Genomic DNA, 20,227 nt, shown 5'->3' on the forward strand with positions numbered 1-20,227 from the left:
CTCATTCCTCGCTCGCGGCCTCGGCCGCATCGTCGGGCCGCGTGAGGACGGCGACTGGATACTGCTCCAGCAGTGCTGCGAGACGGATTTCGCCGCCCTGCAACTCACGGCCGGTGAGGACGTCGACGAGCCGGCCTTCCGGCAGCGTGACCGTGGTCGACGTCCAGCCACCGTGCTCAGCGAGCCGGAGCGAGAGCCGGGTCGCCACCGTGGTCACGCCACCACGAGAGAACGCGACGACGTGGTCGGCGGCCGGTCCGTCCGCCCCGATGGGGGTGTACTCGGTGAACCGGGACGGGTGTTCCCGTCGCAGGCGCAGGAGCCGGCTGGTCACGAGGAGCTTCGCCGCTCCGTCCGCGTCGACCGGCGGCAACCAACCCTCGTCGAGACGGGCGAGCACCGCGCGACGCTCGGCGTAGTCGACCGGTCGACGGTTGTCGGGGTCCACGAGCGATCGGTCCCAGAGCTCGCTGCCCTGGTACACGTCCGGCACGCCCGGCATCGTCAGCTGGATCGCCTTGGCGACCAGACTGTTCGACCATCCGGCCGCCTCGACGTCCGCGACGGCGTCGAGCAGCGCGGCGTTCGCACGACGGCTGTCGTACAGTCCGTCGACCGCCGCATGCAGGGCGGCCTCGAACGTCTCGTCCGGTGCGGTCCAGGTGGTCGAGTCGCCGGCCTCACGGGCGGCCTTCTCGACGTAGGCGTGCAGTCGCTCGCGCTCGATCGGCCACGCACCGACGGCCGCCTGCCAGACCAACTGCTCGAGCTGCCGGTCAGGGAAGCCGTTCGAGGTGTGGAGGGCGACGGCGTGCTCCGCCCACCGGTCCGCGACCTCACTCAGCGCGTCGATGCGGGCACGGACGTCCTCGCTGCGCTTCGTGTCGTGCGTGCTGAGTGTCGTCATCGAGGACGGCCACTCCGCCTGCCGCCGCGCCTGTCGGTGGTGGAACTCGGCGACGCTGATGTCGGTCTCGGCGGGGTCTCCGCCGACCTCGGTCAGCGAGGTGAGCGCCGTGTAGCGGTAGAACGCGGTGTCCTCGACGCCCTTCGCCATCACCATGCCCGAGGTCTGCTGGAAGCGTGCGGCGAGCGGGTCGCTCGCGTTGCGCAGGCGCGGAGCCAGCGCGGCGAAGGCGTCGGCGAGCTCCGGGCGGCGGGTCTCCGCCTCGTCGAGGGCGGCGTCCAGGTACTCGTCGCCGAGCGGCAGGTAGGAACGGTAGACGGGGAACGCGGTCAGGATCTCGGCGAGCGCGTCGACGGCGTCCGGTACCTCGGGGACGAGCCTCGCGAGGCGTCGGACCTCGGAACCGAGGATTCCGTCGGCGATGCCCCGCTTGGTGGTGTGCACGAGGTCGTCCCAGGCGTCGCGCGTCAGCTCGACCCCCGCGAGCTGACCGAGCGTCGGCAGACCGGTCGGGTCGACGAGCACCCGGTCGATGTCGCCCAGGGCGTCGTAGCCGGTGGTGCCGAGCGTGGCCCACTCGGCCGGGAGGTCCTCTTCGCCCTCGAGGATCTTCTCCACCCAGACGGGTGCGCCGCCGATGCGCTCGGACAGTCGCTCGAGGTAGGCACCGGGGTCGAGGAGCCCGTCCGGGTGGTCCACGCGGATCCCGTCGGAGAGGCCGTCGTCGAACCAGCGGCCGATCTCGACGTGCGAGCCGTCGAAGACCGCCGGGTCCTCGACACGGATGGCGGCGAGCGTGTTGACGGCGAAGAACCGTCGGTAGTTCAGCTCGCTGTCCGCCCGACGCCAGTTCACCAGTTCGTAGTGCTGCCGGTCGTGCACCTCGCGCGGGCTCGCGTCGTCGTCGGCCGTCCCGGGGGCGATGGGCAGTCGGTGGTCGAAGTAGCGCAGTTCGCCGTCCTCGACACGGAGGTCGTCGAGCGCACTGCGGCCGTCCTCATCGTCGCCGAGGATCGGCACCCGGACGCGGCCGTCGCCGGCCTCCCAGTCGACGTCGAACGCGGCCGCGTGCTCTGCCTCGCGACCGTGCAGGAGCAGGTCCCACCACCAGGCGTTCTCCACCGGCGTCGCGACGCCCATGTGGTTGGGGACGGTGTCGATGAGGACGCCGAGGCCCGCCGCATGGGCCGCTTCGGCGAGCGCCGTGAGCCCGTCGGTACCCCCGCGTTCCGGGTCGACCTCGGTGTGGTCGACGACGTCGTAGCCGTGGGTGGATCCGGGTTCCGCTCGGAGGATCGGCGACAGGTAGACCCAGTCGGCGCCGAGGGCCTGGAGGTAGTCGACGAGCGCCGCGGCGTCCTGCAGCCGGAAGTCGGCGGTCAGCTGGAGGCGGTAGGTCGAGACGGGCACGGCGGAACGCTCTGGCCCGCCGCCGGACACGTCGGTCATGATGCGACCCCCGATCGCAGGAGGGTGAAGGAGGTCCCCTGCACGATCACCGTCGTCGACCCCTCGGCGAGCATCTGTTCCGGGTCACTCGACTCGACGAGCGTCCACGGCAGGCCGGGAGCCTTCGGCAGGTTGAACTCCACGCCGTTCTCGGCCGCGTTGAGCAGGAGAGCGAACGAGGCCGATCCGGCGTGACGGAACACGAAGGTGATCGAGCGGGCGTCGGGGTTGTCCCAGTCCTCGTCGGCGAAGGGCTCGTCGTCGGACCGGGTGATGAAGACCCGGTCGTCGGACTTGGAGCCCGGCCCCTGGCGGAACCAGTCGGGTCGCAGGGCCGGCTCGGCGAGGCGCAGGGCGATCAGGCGCTTCGTGAACCCCAGGAGGTCGTGGTCGGCGTGCTCCCAGTCGAACCACGACACCTCGTTGTCCTGGCAGTACGCGTTGTTGTTGCCGCCCTGGGTACGGGCGATCTCGTCGCCGCCGAGGATCATCGGGACACCGGCCGACAGCAGGACCGTCGCGAGGAAGTTGCGCCGCTGGCGGTCGCGGCGCGCGTTCACGGCGGGGTCGTCCGTCGGGCCCTCCGCGCCGTTGTTGCTGGAGCGGTTGTCGCTCTCGCCGTCGTTGTTGTCCTCGCCGTTCGCCGCGTTGTGCTTCCTCGAGTACGCCGTGAGGTCGGCCAGGGTGAAGCCGTCGTGCGCGGTGACGAAGTTGACGCTGGACAGCGGCGAGCGGCGGGACGCCTCGTAGACGTCCGGGCTGCCGAGGACGCGCTGCGACATGGTGCCGAGCACGCTGTCGGCGCCGTTCCAGAAGTCGCGGACGTCGTCGCGGAACTTCCCGTTCCACTCCGACCAGCTCGCGGGGAAGCCACCGACCTGGTAGCCGGCGGTGTCCCACGGCTCCGCGATCATCTTGATGGGTGCGAGCACCGGGTCCTGCTCGATGAGCGAGAGGAACGCGCTGTGGATCTCGGCGGAGCCGTCCTGGCGGGTGAGCGTCGTCGCGAGGTCGAAGCGGAAGCCGTCGACGTGCATCTCGGTCACCCAGTAGCGCAGGGAGTCCATGATGAGCCCGAGCGCCGCGGGGTGGCCGACGTTGACGCTGTTGCCGGTGCCCGTGGTGTCGAAGTAGTGCTCGCGGTCCTCGTCGACGAGGCGGTAGTAGGCCGCGTTGTCGATGCCCTTGAACGACAGGGTCGGGCCCATGTGGTTGCCCTCGGCCGTGTGGTTGTAGACGACGTCGAGGATGACCTCGAGGCCGGCCGCGTGCATCGCCTTGACCATGGCCTTGAACTCGTCGACCTGCCCGCCTGCGTCGCCGGCCGCCGCGTACTCGCCGTGCGGGGCGAAGAAGCCGATGGAGTTGTAGCCCCAGTAGTTGCGCAGGCCCTTCTCCTCGAGGTGGCTGTCCTGCACGAACTGGTGCACGGGGAGGAGTTCGACCGCCGTCACGCCGAGGTCGGTGAGATAGCGGATGGCCGCCGGGTGGGCGAGGCCGGCGTAGGTGCCGCGGATCTCCTCGGGCACCTCGGCGAGCTGCTTGGTGAAGCCCTTCACGTGGACCTCGTACACGATCGTCTCGGAGAGCGGGATGCGCGGAGCGACGTCCTGGCCGTCGGCGTCCCAGTCGAACGAGGACGGGTCGGTGACCACGCCGAGCGCGACATGGCCGGCGGAGTCGCTGTCGTCCATCGTCTCCGGTGCGTCGAGCCGGTGGCTGAACTGCGCCTGGCCGAGGTCGTAGCGCCCGGTGATCGCCGTCGCGTGCGGATCGAGGAGCACCTTGGCCGGGTTGTGACGGAGCCCGTTCGCCGGGTCCCATGGGCCGTCGACACGGATGCCGTACCGGGTCCCGGGGACGAGGCCATCGACCAGTCCGTGGAACACGTGGCCGGTTCGCTGTTCGAGGCGCGTCTGCTGCTCCTCCCCACCCTCGGGGAAGATGCACACGGTGACGGCGTCGGCGGTCTCCGAGTAGATGGCGACGTTCGCACCATCGCCCCGAAGGGTGACGCCGAGCGGATAGGGGGTCGAGAGCGTCATGGCGCCCTTTCACTCGAAGGGATCGATCGTTGTTGAGACGGTACACCGGCCGGGTGACTTCCCCGGATCCGGACGAAACGTGGTAGTGGGCCGATCAGAACGCGAAGATGCCGATGGCCACGCCGATCGCGAGGCCCGCGGCGGCCGTGGCGGCGGCGAGGAGCATGGCGATCCGCGGGTCGACGCCCTGGTCGACGACGAGTCCGAGTCTGGCCCGGACGCGGCGGACCCGCCGGACGCGCGACGCCGACCAGATCTCTCGCAGGCTCGACGCGACCTCGTGGGCGGCGGGTCGGTCCTCGGGCTTCCGGGCGGTCATCGACCGGAGCAGGGGGTGCCAGGCGGCGGGGAGTTCGGGCGGGATCACCGGGTCGCGGTGCAGACGCGCGACCGCGGCCTCCACGACCCCGCCGTCGAACTCCCGGCGGCCGGTGATCGCTTCCAGGAGCACGAGCCCGAGCGAGTAGATGTCCGTCTCGGTGCTGACCGTCTCGCCGAGCGCCTGCTCGGGCGACAGGTAGGACGCGGTACCCGAGATGGCCTCGGTGTTCGTCAGCCGGGACCCGCCGACGAAGTGGGCGATGCCGAAGTCGGAGAGCTTGACGAGGTTCGCGTGCCCGAAGGCGGCGATGTCACTGAAGAGCATGTTGTCGGGCTTGATGTCGCGGTGCACGATCGACCGGTTGTGGATGAAGGACAGCGCGTCGGCGACCTGCGCGCCGAGCGCGGCGACGTCACGAGGGAGCATCGGGCCGGCCTGCAGCTTGTCCGTGAGCGTGGCACCCGGGATGTACTCCATGACGAGGAACCGGTGCTCGACCCCGCGGTGGACGACGGAGCCGGAGTCGTAGAGCTCGACGAGGCCCGGGTGACGGAGTTCGCCGAGGAGGCGGATCTCCCGCTCCTGGCGCAGCCGGTCGTTCGCAGTCGCGGCCTCGTCGCGGAAGAGTTTGACGGCGACGGGACGGGAGAGCAGTTCGTCGCGTGCCCGGTAGACGTTGGCGGACCCGCCGGAGCCGAGCTGCTCACCGATGCTGTACCGCCCGTTCGACAGGCTGACACCGGTGACGACCGTTTCGGTGTGCTCGGTGAACATCACCGATGGATCGGTGATCGACCCGGCGTGTGCCGGGGGTCGGTGCAGGGAGTCGCTCACGGCCGCCCCCTTCACGGTGCAGTCGATGTTGGCCGCGCCACCGCGTTCTCGGCAGGCTGTTCCAGCGACCACGTTACAAGGCGTTCGTCGTTCAGCCGGATTCGTGTCGGAGTGTTGAGAACGGCTAGCGCACCTGGTAGGCGTCTGCAAGACCACGATGCTCCCTTGCGGGCCCCGAACCGCGACGAGGACCATGGAAGGGGCCGGGGAACCCGGGCCGAGTCGTCTGCTGCGAGGAGCACCCATGTCCACTGTCGCTGAAACCGTCGTCGCAACCCTCCAGGCCAGCGGTGTGCAACGCGTCTACGGCCTCCCGGGCGACTCCCTGAACGGCTTCACCGACGCCCTCCGCTCCTCGGGCGGCATCGACTGGGTGCACGTGCGCCACGAGGAGGCCGCCGCCTTCGCCGCAGCTGCGGAGGCGGAGCTGACCGGCGAGCTGGCGGTCGTCGCGGCGAGCTGCGGCCCCGGGAACCTCCACCTCATCAACGGCCTCTTCGACGCGAACCGCTCACGGGTGCCAGTGCTCGCGATCGCCGCGCACATCCCGAGCTCGGAGATCGGCAGCACCTACTTCCAGGAGACCCACCCCCAGGAACTGTTCCGCGAGTGCAGCGTCTACGTCGAGCTCGTGTCCGTCCCGGAGCAGCTGCCGCGGGTGCTCGAGATCGCGATGCGCACCGCCGTGGAGCGCCGCGGCGTGGCCGTCGTGGTCGTGCCGGGCGATGTCATGCTCCAACGGGCCGTGAGCGAGCACGTCTCCGCCATCCTTGCCACGCAGCCTCGGATCCTGCCGTCGGAGCACGAGCTCGACGAGGCCGCACGCCTCCTCAACGCCGGCAAGCGCGTCACGATCCTCGCCGGTGCGGGTGTCGCGGGGGCTCACGCTCAGCTCATCGACACGGCCGACGCCCTCGCCGCGCCGATCGTGCACGCCCTCCGCGGCAAGGAGCACGTCGAATACGACAACCCCTTCGACGTCGGCATGACCGGCCTCCTCGGATTCGCGAGCGGCTACCACGCGATGCTGTCGTGCGACGTCCTCCTCATGCTCGGCACCGACTTCCCCTACCCGCAGTTCTTCCCCGAGGACGCGACCGTCATCCAGGTCGACATCCGGGGTGAACAGATCGGCCGGCGGCACCCGGTGGACCTCCCACTCGTCGGCACTGTCCGCGACACCCTCGACGCGCTGCTGCCGAAGCTCGAGCGCAAGACCCATCGCAAGCACCTCGAGGAGTCGCTCAAGCACTACCGCAGTTCGCGGAAGGGGCTCGACGATCTGGCGACGGCCGACCACGACGGTCAGGCGATCCACCCGCAGTACCTCGCGAAGGTCGTCGACGAGCTGGCGACGGACGACGCCGTGTTCATCCCCGACGTCGGCTCCCCCGTCGTCTGGGCCTCGCGCTACCTCACCATGAACGGGCGGCGTCGACTCATCGGATCGTTCAGCCACGGCAGCATGGCGAACGCCGTTTCGCACGGGCTCGGGGCGCAAGCGTCCCACCCGGGTCGTCAGGTCGTCGCACTCGCGGGCGACGGTGGACTCACCATGCTGCTCGGCGAGCTCATCTCACTCACCCAGAACAAGCTGCCCGTGAAGATCATCGTGATCAACAACTCCTCGCTCAACTTCGTCGAGCTGGAGATGAAGGCGGCCGGGTTCGTCAACTACGGCACCGACCTCGAGAACCCCGACTTCGCCCGCGTGGCCGAGGGCATGGGTATCCACGGCGAACGCGTCGAGCGGGCGAGCGAGCTGGAGGGTGCCATCCGTCGGGCCTTCGACCACGACGGTCCGGCGCTCGTCGACGTCGTGACCGCCAGGCAGGAGCTGTCGATCCCGCCGACGATCACCGCCGAGCAGATGAAGGGGTTCACCCTGTACGCGCTCCGGACGGTCATGTCGGGCAGGGGCGACGAACTGCTCGACCTCGCGAACACGAACCTGCTGCGCCGCATCCTGCCCGGTCACTGAACGACAGCCGGATTCCCCCGCGGTATCCGGAGACCGCCGGGTAGACTCGTCTACCGTGTCCAGACTTCTCGTTACCGGCGGCGCCGGATTCATCGGCTCGAACTTCGTCCACTACGTCCTGAACAACACCGATCACTCGGTGACCGTCCTCGACAAGATGACCTATGCGGGCAACCGCGCCTCACTCGACGGCCTCCCGGCCGATCGTTTCGAGCTGGTCGTGGGCGACATCCAGGACGCGACGCTCGTCGACGAGCTCTACGCCCGTCACGACGCCGTCGTGCACTACGCGGCGGAGTCGCACAACGACAACTCCCTGCACGACCCGCGCCCGTTCCTCGACACGAACATCATCGGCACGTACACGCTGCTCGAGGCGGCTCGCAAGCACGGCACGCGGTTCCACCACATCTCGACCGACGAGGTCTACGGCGACCTCGAACTCGACGACCCGGAGCGCTTCACCGAGCAGACGCCGTACAACCCGTCGAGCCCGTACTCCTCGACGAAGGCCGGCAGCGACCTCCTCGTCCGCGCGTGGGTGCGTTCCTTCGGCGTCAAGGCGACCATCTCGAACTGCTCCAACAACTACGGTCCGTACCAGCACGTGGAGAAGTTCATCCCGCGCCAGATCACGAACGTGCTCGGCGGTGAGCGCCCGAAGCTGTACGGCACGGGCGAGAACGTCCGCGACTGGATCCACGCGAACGACCACTCGTCCGCCGTCCTCACGATCCTCGACAAGGGGGTCATCGGCGAGACGTACCTCATCGGTGCCGACGGTGAGAAGAACAACAAGGACGTCGTCGAGCTCATCCTCACCCAGCTCGGTCAGCCGGCGGACGCCTACGACCACGTGAACGACCGTCCCGGCCACGACCTCCGTTACGCGATCGACTCGTCGAAGCTGCGCACGGAGCTCGGCTGGACCCCGGCGTTCAGCGACTTCGAGGCCGGCCTCGCCGACACGATCGCCTGGTACCGCGACAACGAGTCGTGGTGGAAGCCGCAGAAGGCCACCACCGAGGCGAAGTACCAGGAGCAGGGTCAGTAGCCCTCCAGCATCTCAGTGAAGGCCCGTCCGGTGTCAGCCGGGCGGGCCTTTGTCGTTCCGTACCCGGTCCCTGCGCTTGAAGGCCCGGTCCCGGAGACCGGGCAGCGGTACCTGGGCCCCGACCCCGCTCCCTCAGCCCCAACACCGGTCCCTGAGCCTGTCGAAGGGCGACGTACCCCGCGGGCACTTCGACAAGCTCAGTTACCGGAGGAAGTCCCCGGGGCGAAACACGACTGCCCCGCCCGGAGTCGGGCGAGGCAGTCGAAGCGTCAGGTTCCGCGGCGTCAGTTGACGTTCGCGTAGAGCCATTCGAGCGGGTCGACCCAGGTGACGCCGTCGAGTCGGATCTCGAAGTGGAGGTGCGGGCCGGTGGACATACCGGTGCTACCGGTGAGTCCGAGGATCGTGCCGACCTTGATCGCCTGACCTTCGGTCACGCGGACCGAGCCGTGCTGCATGTGCGCGTAGACGCTCGAGACGAGGCGGCCGTTGATGGTGTGGTCGACGATGACGTTGACGCCGAGCGAGCCTTCACCGTCTTCGACATGGCGGACGACGCCGTCGGCGATGACCTGGATGGGCGCGCCGTTACCGGGGTTGAAGTCCTGTCCGTGGTGGTCGCTGGAGCACCCGGCGCAGTCGCGGGCACCGAAGCGGTCACCGATGGTGACGCCGACCGCGAACGGCCACTGGATCGTCCCGTTCGGGTTGTTCGTGAAGGTGTTCGCGGGGCGGATGCCCATCGCGGCGGCGGCTTCCTCGACGGTGCTCGTGGTGTAGTCGTCGCGGGTGAACGTCAGCTCGGCCGAACCCTCACTGTCGAGCGACTGCGACGCCTGGTTGCTCAGCCCGTTGCCGTCGCCGAGCTCTGCCTGCGAGGCCTCGGCCACCGAGGTCGCGACGTCTTCAGCGGTGAGCAGCGCGTTGGCGGGCACGGAGGTGGCCACGGCCATGAGGGCGACGAAGCCCATCGCGGCACCCGCGAAGATCTTGGTGGTGATGCGACGCTTGCGCGCGATGCTCGTCGGGCGGGGCGACGCCGGTGCGGCGGCCGGGCGGGACGATGCGCGGGGCTTCGAGGCCGGCTTCGGTGCAGCTGCGCGGCGCCCGCGGGGGGCGTCGACCGTGGACGCGTCGACAGTCACGGTGATGGACTCGGTGGCCGGAGTGGAGTCGGAAGCCACGGCCGGTTCGGTGATGAGCGGCTCAGCCTCGACCGGAGCGATGTCAGCGACATCGGTGGTGTGCACGGCGTCGATCGCCTCGGCGATCATCTGGTCGACCGGGTCGACGGCCGCGGCCGTCTCCTCCTGGTCGGCGCTGGCCTCGTGCGTCGGGTCCTGCAGCACGGACTCCTGGTGTTCCAGGGCGGCCGCCGCCTGACGCTCACGTTCGCGGAGTTCACGGCGGCTGAGCGGCGGCGTCTGCACGGGTGCAGCGTCGTTCTCGACAGACGTGTTCTGCGGGTCCTGAGGGTCGGGAAGCACAGGGGTGTCCTCAGGGCTGGCATGGCGTGACAAGGGGGCGGGGGCCTTTCAATGGGCTTGCAGGAAGGTCTCGACGTCCATCCGCGCGGGGGAACGCGAAGGTAACGAATGCATAAATGCTAGCAACGGGAGGCTGAAAAAGCCATGGCAGTGCTCGGTTTTACTCGGGAAAACCCTGGTCAGAGGCCATATGAGAGTTCTCTTATGAACGAGTCGCCACCGGAGCGTTACCGCGAGCGGCTCCAGCGCGCATGGAGTTTCACCCGGTCGGCGTCGCGAAGCCCTGCTCGACGAGGAGCCGTTCGAGGACCGCGAGCAGCGGCGCATCGGCGGCCATGATGAGCTGCGTGGTGGCCGGGGCACCGTCGAAGCCGGCGACCGTCGCGCCCGCCTCGGCAGCGATGAGTGCGCCCGCGACCTGGTCCCACGGCTTCAGGCCGCTCTCGTAGTAGGCGTCGAGGCGGCCGGACGCGACGCTGCAGAGGTCGAGTGCGGCGGAGCCGATCCGACGGACGTCGCGGAAGGTCCCGAGGAGGGCGCCGAGCACGGCCGCCTGCTCCATGCGCCGCGAGGCGGTGTAGGAGAAGCCGGTGCCGAGCAGCGCCACGTTCGGTGCCACGCCTCGGTTGACCTCGAGGGTGCGGCCGTTCAGTCGTGCGCCACCGCCGCGGGAGGCGGTGTAGTGCTCACCCAGGACCGGGTTCACCACGGCTCCGGCGAGGGCGGTCCAGGTGGCCGGGTCCGGTTCGCCCTCGACGACACCGATGCTGACGGCGTACGCAGGGATGTCGTAGAGGTAGTTGACGGTGCCGTCGATGGGGTCGACGACCCAGGTCAGGCCGGAGGTTCCCGTCGCTCCGCCCTCCGTGCCGGTCTCCTCGCCGAGGAATCCGTCGTCCGGTCGTGCTGCGAGGAGGCGGTCGCGGATGAACTGCTCGGACTCGCGGTCGGCTCGGGTCACGACGTCCTCGACCGACGACTTGCTCGCGGCGATCTCGACGCCCTCCCGGCGTCGGCGCAGGATCAGCTCGCCGGCCTCTGCGGCGATGTCGGTGGCGATCTGGAGGAGTTCTTCGTGTCCGGTCACCCCACCACCCTATGGCGGCACGACTTGAGTGCCCTTCGACAAGCTCAGGGACCGGAGCGTTTCCGGGCACGCCTCTCCCGGTCACTGAGCTTGTCGAAGTGCCCACGAAGGAGCCTTCGTCGGCGGGGTCAGAACGGCGCGGGATCGGGTTCGGTCCGGTGGTGTTTGCCGTCGGGTGTCGTCCACTCGAGGACTCCGCCGGGTCTGTGGTCGAGGTTCCACCCGGGCAGATGCTTCATTCGGTGATGATGTCGACACAGGCACGCGAGATTCCCGACATCCGTCGCGCCGCCGTCCTCCCACGCGACGGAGTGATCGAGGTCGCACGCTCTGGCTCGTCTGCCGCAGCCCGGTGCTCGACAGGTGCCGTCCCGCAACCGCACTGCCCGTTGCAGGTCGGCCGGAACCCGGTACTGATTCCGGCCGACGGAGAGGACCGCGCCGGTCTCGGGCTGGACGAGGATCCGGGTGAAGCTGGGGGCGTTCACCGCGATGCGCGCGGCGGTCTCCGGGTCGATGGGGCCGTACCCGTCGAGCGTTGCCGGCGCCTCGGAGACACCGGCCATGCTGAGCGCCGGGACGGTGATCTGCACGGTGGGGACGATGTGTTGCTGCACTTCGATCGGGTGTGGCAGGACCGGGCTCGACATGACATCGTCCGGCGTCACACCGGTGAGGGCGAGCGCTACGAGGGCGTCGGCCTGCAGCTGTGCGCAGGTGCGGGTGTCACCGGCATTGCGCGATTCGGCGGCGGCCGTCTCGATCCGTTCGACGATGCCCTGCGCGATCGGTGCCGTGGTGAACAGATGCACCCACGCCATCCCGTCCGCTGCGGGTTCGAACTCGACCCGGCGGTCGGCCTCGGAGCGGACCGCGCGGGCGGTGATGGACTCGGGATGCAGGCGCTCGCGGAGCACTCGGGCGCGGTTTTTGAGTCCTGCTGCGGTCATGCGCTCCGCTTCAGGCAGGACCTGGTCCAGAAACGCCGCCCGCCCAGCGGCCGGGACGTCGCAGAGCTGGTCGGTGATCACCTGCGCATGCCTCGCCGAGATGCGGCCTGCCTCGAGCGACGCCAGCACGGCCGGCGCTTCGTTGACGAGCCGTTCGGCGTCGTTGGTCGCACACTGGACCGTCCGCTCCGGGATCCGGGTCGCCATCGCGAGGGCCGCACACGTCGACCGACGAGACAGAGCCTTGCGTTCGGCCGGCGGGAAGACCGCAGGGACCGTGGCGTCGGCAAACGCGTCAGCATAGGCGGCGGAACGGGCCAGGAGGCGCGCCTTTCGTGCGTCCAAGACGGCCTGCTGACGGTGGAGGTCCGCCCACTCGTCCGAGAACTCCGCGAGACGCGCGGCGTATTCGTCGCTTGCGCGGATCGCGCTGAGCGTGGTCTCGGTCATGGGACGAGTCCACCATGGACCACTGACATTCCAGATACCGAGTCGGGTCGGATGTGGAAGGGTCCTCGTGTGCCCTTCGACAAGCTCAGGGACCGGGAGGAACAGCGCCGGACTCCCGAGGTTCCCCGTGTGCCCTTCGACAGGCTCAGGGACCGGAGGGAGGGTACCGGACTCGTGAGGGTCCTCGTGTGCCCTTCGACAGGCTCAGGGACCGGCGGGGGTTCCCCCGGCTCGCCAGCACCACGAAAAATCGCCCCATCCGGAGGATGAGGCGATTTGTCCGTGGCGAGTGAGGGATTCGAACCCCCGAAGGCTGAGCCGTCTGATTTACAGTCAGATCCCTTTGGCCGCTAGGGTAACTCGCCAAGCGCGCCCGACCGACTTTCGAACAGCCAACCGAAAGCGCTTGACCAATATAGCCGTCAGACCGCCGGACGCGAAATCAGCATCGGCATCCGTCACCGAGCCGCTCAGCCCTCGTCGGACGGCGCGGCTTCGGCGTACTCGTTCGCCGCGGCGGCGACCCGCCGAAGGTACTCGGGAGACGAGTTGTACGCCCGGATCCCACTCAGCCAGCCGTCCTCCGTCCGCATGTCGTAGTCGCTCGCCCGGCAGAGGTAGTTCGCGGCAGCCATCGCCGCGTCGTCGAGGTTCTGCGGGTCGAGCACGCCGTCACCACTCGCGTCGGTCCCCCAGTTCTCCCATGACTGCGGGATGAACTGGAACGGGCCGACGGCACGGTCGTGGACCGGGTCGCCGTCGATGACCCCCTGGTCGGTGTCGGTGATCTCCTCGGTCTCGCCACCCTTCAGCGGCACACCGAAGATCGGCGGTGTCACGACGCCGTCCTCGCCGAGCTTCGAGCCGTCGTGGCGACCGTGGTCGCTCTCGGCGAACCCGACAGCCGCGATCGTCGTCCAGCCGATGCCGCACTCCGGCGTCAGCTCGGCCTTGCGGATGGCCGCACCGGCATAGGACCGCAGGGCGCGCTCGGGGATGCCACTCGCCTCGGCAACGTCGGAGATCCACTGGGGATCGGCGAGGTCGACGTTCGCGACACCGCCGTCGGGGGCGTCGCTCTTCGGCGGGAGCTCGACGGGAACCGCATACGGGACGGGGGCCGGCTCGGGAGCACAACCGCTCAAGACGAGCACACCGATCACCAGGGTCGCTCCGGCGAGCGCCCCTCGTCGTCCGACGATGGTCCGCTGGTCCTGCTTCCCCGGGCTGCGCATCGCACCCACCCAACCACACCTGCCTGAGCGACACCGGCGCTACCATGGTCCACATGGCAGATTCATCGTTTGACGTCGTGAGCAAGGTCGACAAGATGGAGGCGGACAACGCCCTCAACCAGGCGCACAAGGAGGTCGAGCAGCGGTACGACTTTAAGAACGTCGGTGCCTCGATCGCCTGGAGCGGCGAGAAGATCCTCATGAAGGCCAACACCGAGGAGCGCGTGAAGGCGATCCTCGACGTCTTCGAGTCGAAGCTCATCAAGCGCGGCATCTCGCTCAAGAGCCTCGAGGTCGGCGACCCGTTCGCGAGCGGCAAGGAGTACCGGATCGAGGCGACCCTCAAGGAGGGCATCAGCCAGGAGATCGCGAAGAAGGCCAACAAGCTCATCCGCGACGAGGGCCCGAAGTCGGTCAAGTCGCAGATCCAGGGCGACGAGCTCCGTGTCTCGTCGAAGAGCCGTGACGATCTCCAGGCCACCATGGCGCTGCTGAAGGGCGCCGACCTCGACATCGACCTCCAGTTCGTCAACTACCGCTAGCGGGTCGGACGCGGTCGATCACCTCGATCGCGTCATGATCGATCCCCGCACCACTCTCTTCACCGGAGCACCCGATCCGGTGGGCTCCCGTTCGGCACGGTGCCGGACGAACCGCACCCGCGCGAGCGGGCTCGATGGTTGGAGTGCAGCAGTGGATCACCAGAGACCCGCGGACGGGTCGCATCTCGAACTCTTCCGGACCTCGCGCGCCGGCCAAGAGGTCGGTGTCCCGTGCTGGTGCGCGATCAGTGCGAACCACAGCTACGCCGACTGGCTCGCCGCCGGGCGACCGGATCCGCGCCGTCCGATGGGCTCGCGACGACACCTGCCGCCCACTGAACGCTAGCGGTCCGAGGTCGGCGGCTTCGTGAGGTAGCCGCGTCCCCACGCGACGATCTGCTCGAACGCGCGCTGTCGGACGGGCTCCTCGGACAGGAAGACGTCGTGCAAGGCGCCGTCGAGCCGCACGATCGTGACGGTCTCGCCCAGGTCGAGCGCGCGTTCCGCGACCGCGTCGACGTCGAGCGCCGTGTCACTCCGCATCATCGCGTCGTTCCACCGCGGCAGCAGGACACTCCGCGCCGAGAGCAGCGTGAGCGCCGGCACGCGCAGCTGCAGGCCCGCGTCGACGAGCCGATGCCCTCGCAGGATCGCGTTCAACCACCCGGGATGCAGCGGGAACCCGTGGAGCGGCCGCCAGGCGAGGTCGTAGTCCCAGGCCCCGTCCATCGTGCTCGACACGGAGCGGGTGTAGAACCCGAGATCGACGACGGGGAGCTGGGCACGCGGATCGATCCGCGATCCGGCTTGGACGAGCGGGGCGATCGCGAGCCGCCCGAGCTGCCTCGCCTGGAATTCGAGCCACGGACTGTTCAGGACGAGACCGGCGACGCGATCCTGGTTCCTGGCCGTCCAAAGACTCAGGGTGAGCCCGCCGGTCGAGTGGCCGAGGAGGACGAGTCGGCGCCGGGTCCGCCGCCCGGCGGCGTGTTCGTCGGAGCCGTGCCCCATCACCGAGAGCGCGGCCTCGATGTCCTCGTCGTAGGTGCGGAGGTCGTCGACGTATCCCGGCGTCTGGTGCGGGCGGAGGCTCCGGCCGTACTTGCGCAGGTCGAGTGCGTAGAACCGCGCTCCGAGCCTGGCCCAGAATCGCGCGAGGTGGCGTTGGAAGAAGTAGTCGGACCAGCCGTGGACGTACAGGACGTCGATGCCGTCCGCGACGTCGGGCAGCAGGAACTCGCCGAGCTGCTCGAGGGGCGGCATCCGGTAGCGGACGAGGGTCGCGACGACGTCACCTTCATCGTCCGGTTCGAGGGTCAGCGTGCGCTGCTGGAAGCCCTCGCCGAGGATGTCGGCGGTCCACCCGCGAGATCCGGCCATACCGCCACGTTACCGCGCCCCGTGATCGGTGGTCGGATGGTCGGGCTCGCCCGCCGACCATCCGACGTTCCGACTACTGCTGGTACGGATTGTGCTGCTGCGGGGCCTGCGGCTGCTGTCCGTAGGGCTGCTGCGCCTGACCGTGCTGCTGCGAGCCGTGGTCGTGCTGACCCTGCTGGTGCTGGCCCTGCTGCTCGTGCTGACCCTGCAGGAACTGCTGACCGTGCTGCTGACCGCTGTGCTGCTCGTACGGAGCGTCGGCGAGGCCCTCGGGTGCGACGAACCGCGTCGCGAGCACGGCACCGATCGCGAGGAAGCCCGCGAGGGTGACCCCGTAGAGGATCGGCGACAGGAAGCCTTGGTTGACGAAGAACGCCGGGGTGCCGTACTGCTCGACGACACCGCGCACGATGGTGACGATGAGCACCACGAGCAGCAGGACGCCGGTGCCGACAGCTGCAGCGATACCGACCGACTGGATCAGGTCGCGGGCGGTCCGGACCCGCGTGAGCGGACGGACCATGATGAGGATGAGTGCCGCCCCTGCACCCCAGAGGGCGATGTTCACGAGGTTCGCGCCGAAGCCCAGCAGGACGTCACCGACGGGGAAGTACTCCGAGATGCTGAAGAACGACCCGATGATGCCCACCAGTGCGACGGCCGCAGCGATACCCGCTGCGATGCCGACCGACACGAGCGCGAGACGCGTCTCGCGTGCACGAGGGTTCGGCGCCTTCTGCGGAGCCTGCCCGTACTGCTGCGGCTGACCGTACTGACCCTGCTGCGGCTGACCGTACTGCCCCTGGGGGGCTCCGTACTGACCGGTCTGCTGCGGTTGGCCGTACTGCCCCGTGTCCTGACCGTACTGGCCGGTGTGCTGCGGCTGGCCCGGGTGCTGCGGCTGGCCGTACTGGCCCTGCTGCGGCTGACCCCACTGGCCCGCCTGCTCACCGTTCTGCGGCTGGCCCCACTGGCCACCCTGCTGCGGAGCCGCGGTCTGCTGACCCGCCTGGTCCCACTGCTGCTGCACGGGATCCGGGTGCATCTCGCCGTAGCGCGGCTGCTGCTGGTGCTGCTGCCGGCCGTCGGCGACGAATGCCGGCGGCTCGGACGGCGGTACGGACGTCGGCTGCTCCGACGGGACGTTCTGGGGCGCGTTGGGGTCGGTCATCCGTCCAGCATAGTGACCGACGCCCGTCGGAACCGGGTTCCGTCGAGCGGCTTGACGCGGGGCGATCGGCGGGATCGCGGGCGCGGCTCAGGCGGACGGTGTCCCGGTGCCCGAGGGCTGCGCGCGCGAGATCGCCACCATCTCCTCGCGCGGCACCACCTTGATGCGGGCGCGACCCTGTGGTTCACCGAGCGCGATCTCATGCTGGTCGAGGAGGTGCCAGCCCTCGAGGTCCGTGTAGGCCACGCCGCGCGACTCGAGCAGCGCGACGACGGCCTCCTCCTCGGGTTCGGCCGGCGCCCACCAGTCCGCCTGATCGTTGATGACGTGGCTGATGGTCTCCATCGCGTCCGACTTCGTGTGGCCGATGAGGCCAACCGGACCACGCTTGATCCACCCGGTCGCGTAGACGCCCGGGACGCGCTCGTTGCTCTCGGGGTGGAGGACCTTGCCCTCGTGGTTGGGGATGACGCCGTGCCGCGAGTCGAAGGGCACGCCGGGCAGCGGACTTCCGAAGTACCCCACCGCGCGGTAGAGCGCCTGGATCGGCACCTCGCGGATCTCACCCGTGCCCTCGACCCCGCCCTGACCGTCTGGTCTCGTCCGCTCGTACCGGAAGGCGGCGACCTTGCCGGAACCGTCGTCGACGACTTCGACCGGCTTCGCGTAGAAGTGCAGATGCAGTCGGCGCGAGGCCTGACCGGTCTCGCGCTTGCGCCACTGCTGCAGGACGCGGTCGATGACCATGACCTGCTTGTTGCTCGCCACCGCCGCCTTCGACGCGTCGTCGTAGTCGAAGTCCTCGTCGGCGAGGATCATGTCGACGTCGTTGAGCTCCCCGAGTTCGCGGAGCTCCAGCGGCGTGAACTTCACCTGTGCGGGCCCGCGACGCCCGAAGACGTGCACGTCGGTCACCGGCGACTGCTGCAGCCCCTCGTGGACGTTGGCCGGGATCTCGGTCGGGAGCAGATCCTCCGGGTGCTTCGCGAGCATGCGAGCGACGTCGAGCGCGACGTTCCCGTTGCCGATCACGGCGATCGACTCCGCTTCGAGCGGCCAGGTGCGTGGGACGTCGGGGTGTCCGTCGAACCAGCTCACGAACTCCGCGGCACCGTACGACCCGTCGAGGTCGATCCCCGGGATGTCGAGCGAGGCGTCCTCGACGGCACCCGTGGAGAAGATCACGGCGTTGTAGTGGTGCTTGAGGTCGTCGAGCGTGATGTCGACGCCGAAGCGGACGTTGCCGAAGATCCGGATGTCGCCTCGGTCGAGAACGTCGCGGAGCGCGTTGATGATCCCCTTGATACGCGGGTGGTCGGGCGCGACGCCGTAGCGGACCAGGCCGTACGGGGCCGGAAGCTGCTCGAAGAGGTCGATGGAGACGTCGAACTTCCGTTCCGCCTTGAGGAGGATGTCCGCCGCGTAGATGCCTGCGGGTCCTGCGCCGACGATGGCCAGCCTGAGCTTGGTCACGGTGGTTCCTTTCGTGTCCCCGTGCGGGGTTCCGGGTGCAGCCGGTGGAGCGCTCCGGCCGTCATGCATGCGCATCTGGGATGCCGTGCCGCCCCGGTGGAGCGGCGCCGCCATCAACTCCTTCGGTCGACGATCGCCTTCGCGAAGTGCACGAGCGCCTTCTTGACCGAGCCGTCGGGCAGTGGAGCGAGTGCAGCGATCGCCTCGTCGGCCCACTGCCGGGCCTCGGCGAAGGTCCGCGCGGTCACGGCGTGGTCGCGCAGGGTGGCCACGAGCGCGGCGAACCGGACGGGGTCGTGGTCCGTCTCCGTGACCTCGGCGTCGAGACGGGCGACGAGCGCTGCCGCCTCGGGGTCGGCGACGGCCTCGCGGCGCAGGTAGAGCATGGGGAGGGTGACGACGCCGGCCCGGAGGTCGGTGCCGGGGACCTTGCCGGTCTCCTCCGGTTGCGGCGAGAGGTCGATGACGTCGTCGATGAGCTGGAAGGCGATGCCGACCTTCTCGCCGAACTCGACGACCGCGGTCTCGTACGCCTCGGGGGCGTTGGAGAAGATGACGCCGCTCCGGGCCGCGGCGGCGATGAGCGACCCGGTCTTGTCGGCGAGGACCTGGATGTAGTGCTCGACCTCGTCCTGGCCCTCGCGAGGACCGGTGGTCTCGTGCAGCTGCCCCAGCACGAGCCGCTCGAACGTGGCGGCCTGGATCCGGATCGCCCGCTCGCCGAGGTCGGCCATGATCTGGCTGGCGCGCGCGAACAAGAGGTCGCCGGTGAGGATGGCGGTGTTGTTGCCGAACACCTGGTGGGCGCTGGGCACGCCTCGACGCTTGTCGGCGTCGTCCATGACGTCGTCGTGGTAGAGCGAACCGAGGTGGGTGATCTCGATCGCCTCGGCCGCCCGCAGGACGTTGTCGGTGATGCCGTCGCCGAGCTGGGCGATGAGCATGGTGAGCAGGGGGCGAACCCGCTTGCCGCCGGCCTCGAGCAGATAGCGCGCGGTGACGTCCACGAGGTCGTCGGTGAACCCGAGCTGCTCCTCCAGACCGATCTCGAGTCGGGCCACGCCGTCGTCGATGGTCTTGGCGAGCTTGCGGTCTGCACCGGTCGCGAACATGCGTTCGGCAAGCCCGGCCTGGCTGGCCAGGTTGCTGACACGGCGGGTCGCGCTGGGATTCACAGCTCTAGCCTAGCCGGGGCAGCCCGTCACCGGTGCCGGAGGACCGGAATCGACGGGCGCGGTCAGGCGATTGGCAGCTGTGGTCGGACCACATGACTCGAATCAGCGGAGTCGCACGCCCTCGGCGTCGTAGAACGCCAGGTGCGGGAACTCGTGCGCGAGGTCGAGCAGCATCGAGTACCCGTCGGTGTTGAGGGGCGGCCACGTCCAGGCGTCGACGCCCTGAGCGGTCGGCAGCGCGGCGCGGAAGAGGCCGGCCTCGACGCCGGTCCCGAGGTGTTTCGGTGGCACGACGACGAGGGCGATCCTGGCCGACGGCCCGGACGCCACGAACTGGAGCCGCGCACCGGTCGCGTCGTCTCGCACGATGAACTCTCGGGTGCCCGGGGTGTCCGGCGGGATCTCCGTGGTGTCGTAGCGCTCGTACGGCTTCGCGAACGCGGACTTCGCCCGCCTGGCGTTCATGAGGATGACGACGAGCACGAGACCGACGATCGCGATGCCCCAGATCCACGGGCCGCCTGGCAGGGTGTCCAACATCCCTCCAGTATGCCCGGCCCGCCTGGACGACCCCGGGAGATGCCCTTCGACAAGCTCAGGGACCGGAGGAAAGCTCAGGGACCGGAGGAAAGCTCAGGGACCGGAGGAAAGCTCAGGGACCGGAGGAAGGCTCAGGGACCGGAGG

The 20,227-nt window shown here is 69.2% G+C and carries 15 protein-coding genes and 1 tRNA gene; 3 read left to right on the forward strand and 13 right to left on the reverse strand.

Annotated elements, in window-relative coordinates; translation table 11 throughout:
* Position 1: 1 nt before the first annotated feature.
* From treY to A4X17_RS05070, 3 genes are all read right to left on the reverse strand, one after another.
* Entirely contained in the window at positions 2-2,356 is a 2,355-nt protein-coding gene (treY, locus tag A4X17_RS05060) for a malto-oligosyltrehalose synthase (RefSeq protein WP_064294576.1), read from the reverse strand.
* Positions 2,353-4,401, reverse strand: a complete 2,049-nt coding sequence (gene glgX, locus A4X17_RS05065; protein ID WP_064294577.1) for a glycogen debranching protein GlgX — start codon at positions 4,399-4,401, stop codon at positions 2,353-2,355. The genes treY and glgX overlap by 4 nt, the downstream gene beginning before the upstream one ends.
* A gap of 94 nt (positions 4,402-4,495) precedes the next feature.
* Positions 4,496-5,557: a serine/threonine-protein kinase gene (locus A4X17_RS05070; protein ID WP_158596504.1), complete on the reverse strand. Its 1,062-nt coding sequence runs from the start codon at positions 5,555-5,557 to the stop codon at positions 4,496-4,498.
* A gap of 244 nt (positions 5,558-5,801) precedes the next feature.
* Between A4X17_RS05070 and poxB the strand changes: the two genes are divergently transcribed.
* Both poxB and rfbB read left to right on the forward strand, forming a co-directional pair.
* Positions 5,802-7,538, forward strand: coding sequence for a ubiquinone-dependent pyruvate dehydrogenase (poxB, locus tag A4X17_RS05075; RefSeq protein ID WP_064294579.1), 1,737 nt, complete (start codon positions 5,802-5,804; stop codon positions 7,536-7,538).
* Between the two features lie 55 nt (positions 7,539-7,593).
* Positions 7,594-8,592, forward strand: coding sequence for a dTDP-glucose 4,6-dehydratase (rfbB, locus tag A4X17_RS05080; RefSeq protein ID WP_064294580.1), 999 nt, complete (start codon positions 7,594-7,596; stop codon positions 8,590-8,592).
* Positions 8,593-8,876: 284 nt separating this feature from the next.
* Here rfbB and A4X17_RS05085 read toward each other — a convergent pair whose 3' ends face one another.
* The 5 genes from A4X17_RS05085 to A4X17_RS05105 form a co-directional block, all read right to left on the reverse strand.
* A complete protein-coding gene (locus A4X17_RS05085) occupies positions 8,877-10,079 on the reverse strand; it encodes a M23 family metallopeptidase (protein ID WP_082915930.1) in 1,203 nt (400 codons plus the stop codon).
* 259 nt (positions 10,080-10,338) lie between these two features.
* Positions 10,339-11,166, reverse strand: a complete 828-nt coding sequence (locus A4X17_RS05090; protein WP_064294581.1) for an inositol monophosphatase family protein — start codon at positions 11,164-11,166, stop codon at positions 10,339-10,341.
* A 128-nt stretch (positions 11,167-11,294) separates the two neighbouring features.
* The gene (locus A4X17_RS05095) at positions 11,295-12,566 is read right to left on the reverse strand and encodes an HNH endonuclease signature motif containing protein (RefSeq protein WP_064294582.1); all 1,272 of its coding nucleotides are present in this window, start codon (positions 12,564-12,566) and stop codon (positions 11,295-11,297) included.
* 283 nt (positions 12,567-12,849) lie between these two features.
* A tRNA-Tyr gene (locus A4X17_RS05100) sits at positions 12,850-12,931 on the reverse strand.
* Between the two features lie 105 nt (positions 12,932-13,036).
* On the reverse strand, positions 13,037-13,801 hold the full coding sequence (locus A4X17_RS05105) for a lytic murein transglycosylase (RefSeq protein ID WP_064294641.1): 765 nt from the start codon (positions 13,799-13,801) through the stop codon (positions 13,037-13,039).
* A gap of 53 nt (positions 13,802-13,854) precedes the next feature.
* Between A4X17_RS05105 and A4X17_RS05110 the strand changes: the two genes are divergently transcribed.
* Entirely contained in the window at positions 13,855-14,343 is a 489-nt protein-coding gene (locus A4X17_RS05110) for a YajQ family cyclic di-GMP-binding protein (RefSeq protein ID WP_056014685.1), read from the forward strand.
* A gap of 342 nt (positions 14,344-14,685) precedes the next feature.
* On the opposite strand, the gene A4X17_RS05120 is transcribed toward A4X17_RS05110, so the two are convergent.
* From A4X17_RS05120 to A4X17_RS05140, 5 genes are all read right to left on the reverse strand, one after another.
* On the reverse strand, positions 14,686-15,723 hold the full coding sequence (locus A4X17_RS05120) for an alpha/beta hydrolase (RefSeq protein ID WP_064294584.1): 1,038 nt from the start codon (positions 15,721-15,723) through the stop codon (positions 14,686-14,688).
* Positions 15,724-15,796: 73 nt separating this feature from the next.
* On the reverse strand, positions 15,797-16,894 hold the full coding sequence (locus tag A4X17_RS19415; protein ID WP_064294585.1) for a hypothetical protein: 1,098 nt from the start codon (positions 16,892-16,894) through the stop codon (positions 15,797-15,799).
* Between the two features lie 87 nt (positions 16,895-16,981).
* Positions 16,982-18,367 (reverse strand): FAD-dependent oxidoreductase, encoded by a 1,386-nt coding sequence (locus A4X17_RS05130; RefSeq protein WP_064294586.1) that lies wholly within the window; start codon positions 18,365-18,367, stop codon positions 16,982-16,984.
* A 113-nt stretch (positions 18,368-18,480) separates the two neighbouring features.
* Positions 18,481-19,542 carry a polyprenyl synthetase family protein gene (locus A4X17_RS05135; RefSeq protein WP_064294587.1) on the reverse strand — a complete coding sequence of 354 codons (1,062 nt, stop codon included), beginning with the start codon at positions 19,540-19,542 and terminating at the stop codon, positions 18,481-18,483.
* A 102-nt stretch (positions 19,543-19,644) separates the two neighbouring features.
* Positions 19,645-20,082, reverse strand: coding sequence for a hypothetical protein (locus A4X17_RS05140; RefSeq protein ID WP_064294588.1), 438 nt, complete (start codon positions 20,080-20,082; stop codon positions 19,645-19,647).
* Positions 20,083-20,227: the final 145 nt, after the last annotated feature.

The sequence above is a fragment of the Plantibacter sp. H53 genome (assembly GCF_001650455.1).
Taxonomy (GTDB): Bacteria; Actinomycetota; Actinomycetes; order Actinomycetales; family Microbacteriaceae; genus Plantibacter; species Plantibacter flavus_A.

What these genes read in the sequence shown, in the direction of transcription:
- treY (WP_064294576.1), bottom strand. Translation starts at nt 2,356, where the DNA reads ATGACCGACGTGTCCGGCGGCGGGCCAGAGCGTTCCGCCGTGCCCGTC.
- glgX (WP_064294577.1), bottom strand. Translation starts at nt 4,401, where the DNA reads ATGACGCTCTCGACCCCCTATCCGCTCGGCGTCACCCTTCGGGGCGAT.
- poxB (WP_064294579.1), top strand. Translation starts at nt 5,802, where the DNA reads ATGTCCACTGTCGCTGAAACCGTCGTCGCAACCCTCCAGGCCAGCGGT.
- A4X17_RS05095 (WP_064294582.1), bottom strand. Translation starts at nt 12,566, where the DNA reads ATGACCGAGACCACGCTCAGCGCGATCCGCGCAAGCGACGAATACGCC.
- A4X17_RS05105 (WP_064294641.1), bottom strand. Translation starts at nt 13,801, where the DNA reads ATGCGCAGCCCGGGGAAGCAGGACCAGCGGACCATCGTCGGACGACGA.
- A4X17_RS05110 (WP_056014685.1), top strand. Translation starts at nt 13,855, where the DNA reads ATGGCAGATTCATCGTTTGACGTCGTGAGCAAGGTCGACAAGATGGAG.
- A4X17_RS05120 (WP_064294584.1), bottom strand. Translation starts at nt 15,723, where the DNA reads ATGGCCGGATCTCGCGGGTGGACCGCCGACATCCTCGGCGAGGGCTTC.
- A4X17_RS19415 (WP_064294585.1), bottom strand. Translation starts at nt 16,894, where the DNA reads ATGACCGACCCCAACGCGCCCCAGAACGTCCCGTCGGAGCAGCCGACG.
- A4X17_RS05140 (WP_064294588.1), bottom strand. Translation starts at nt 20,082, where the DNA reads ATGTTGGACACCCTGCCAGGCGGCCCGTGGATCTGGGGCATCGCGATC.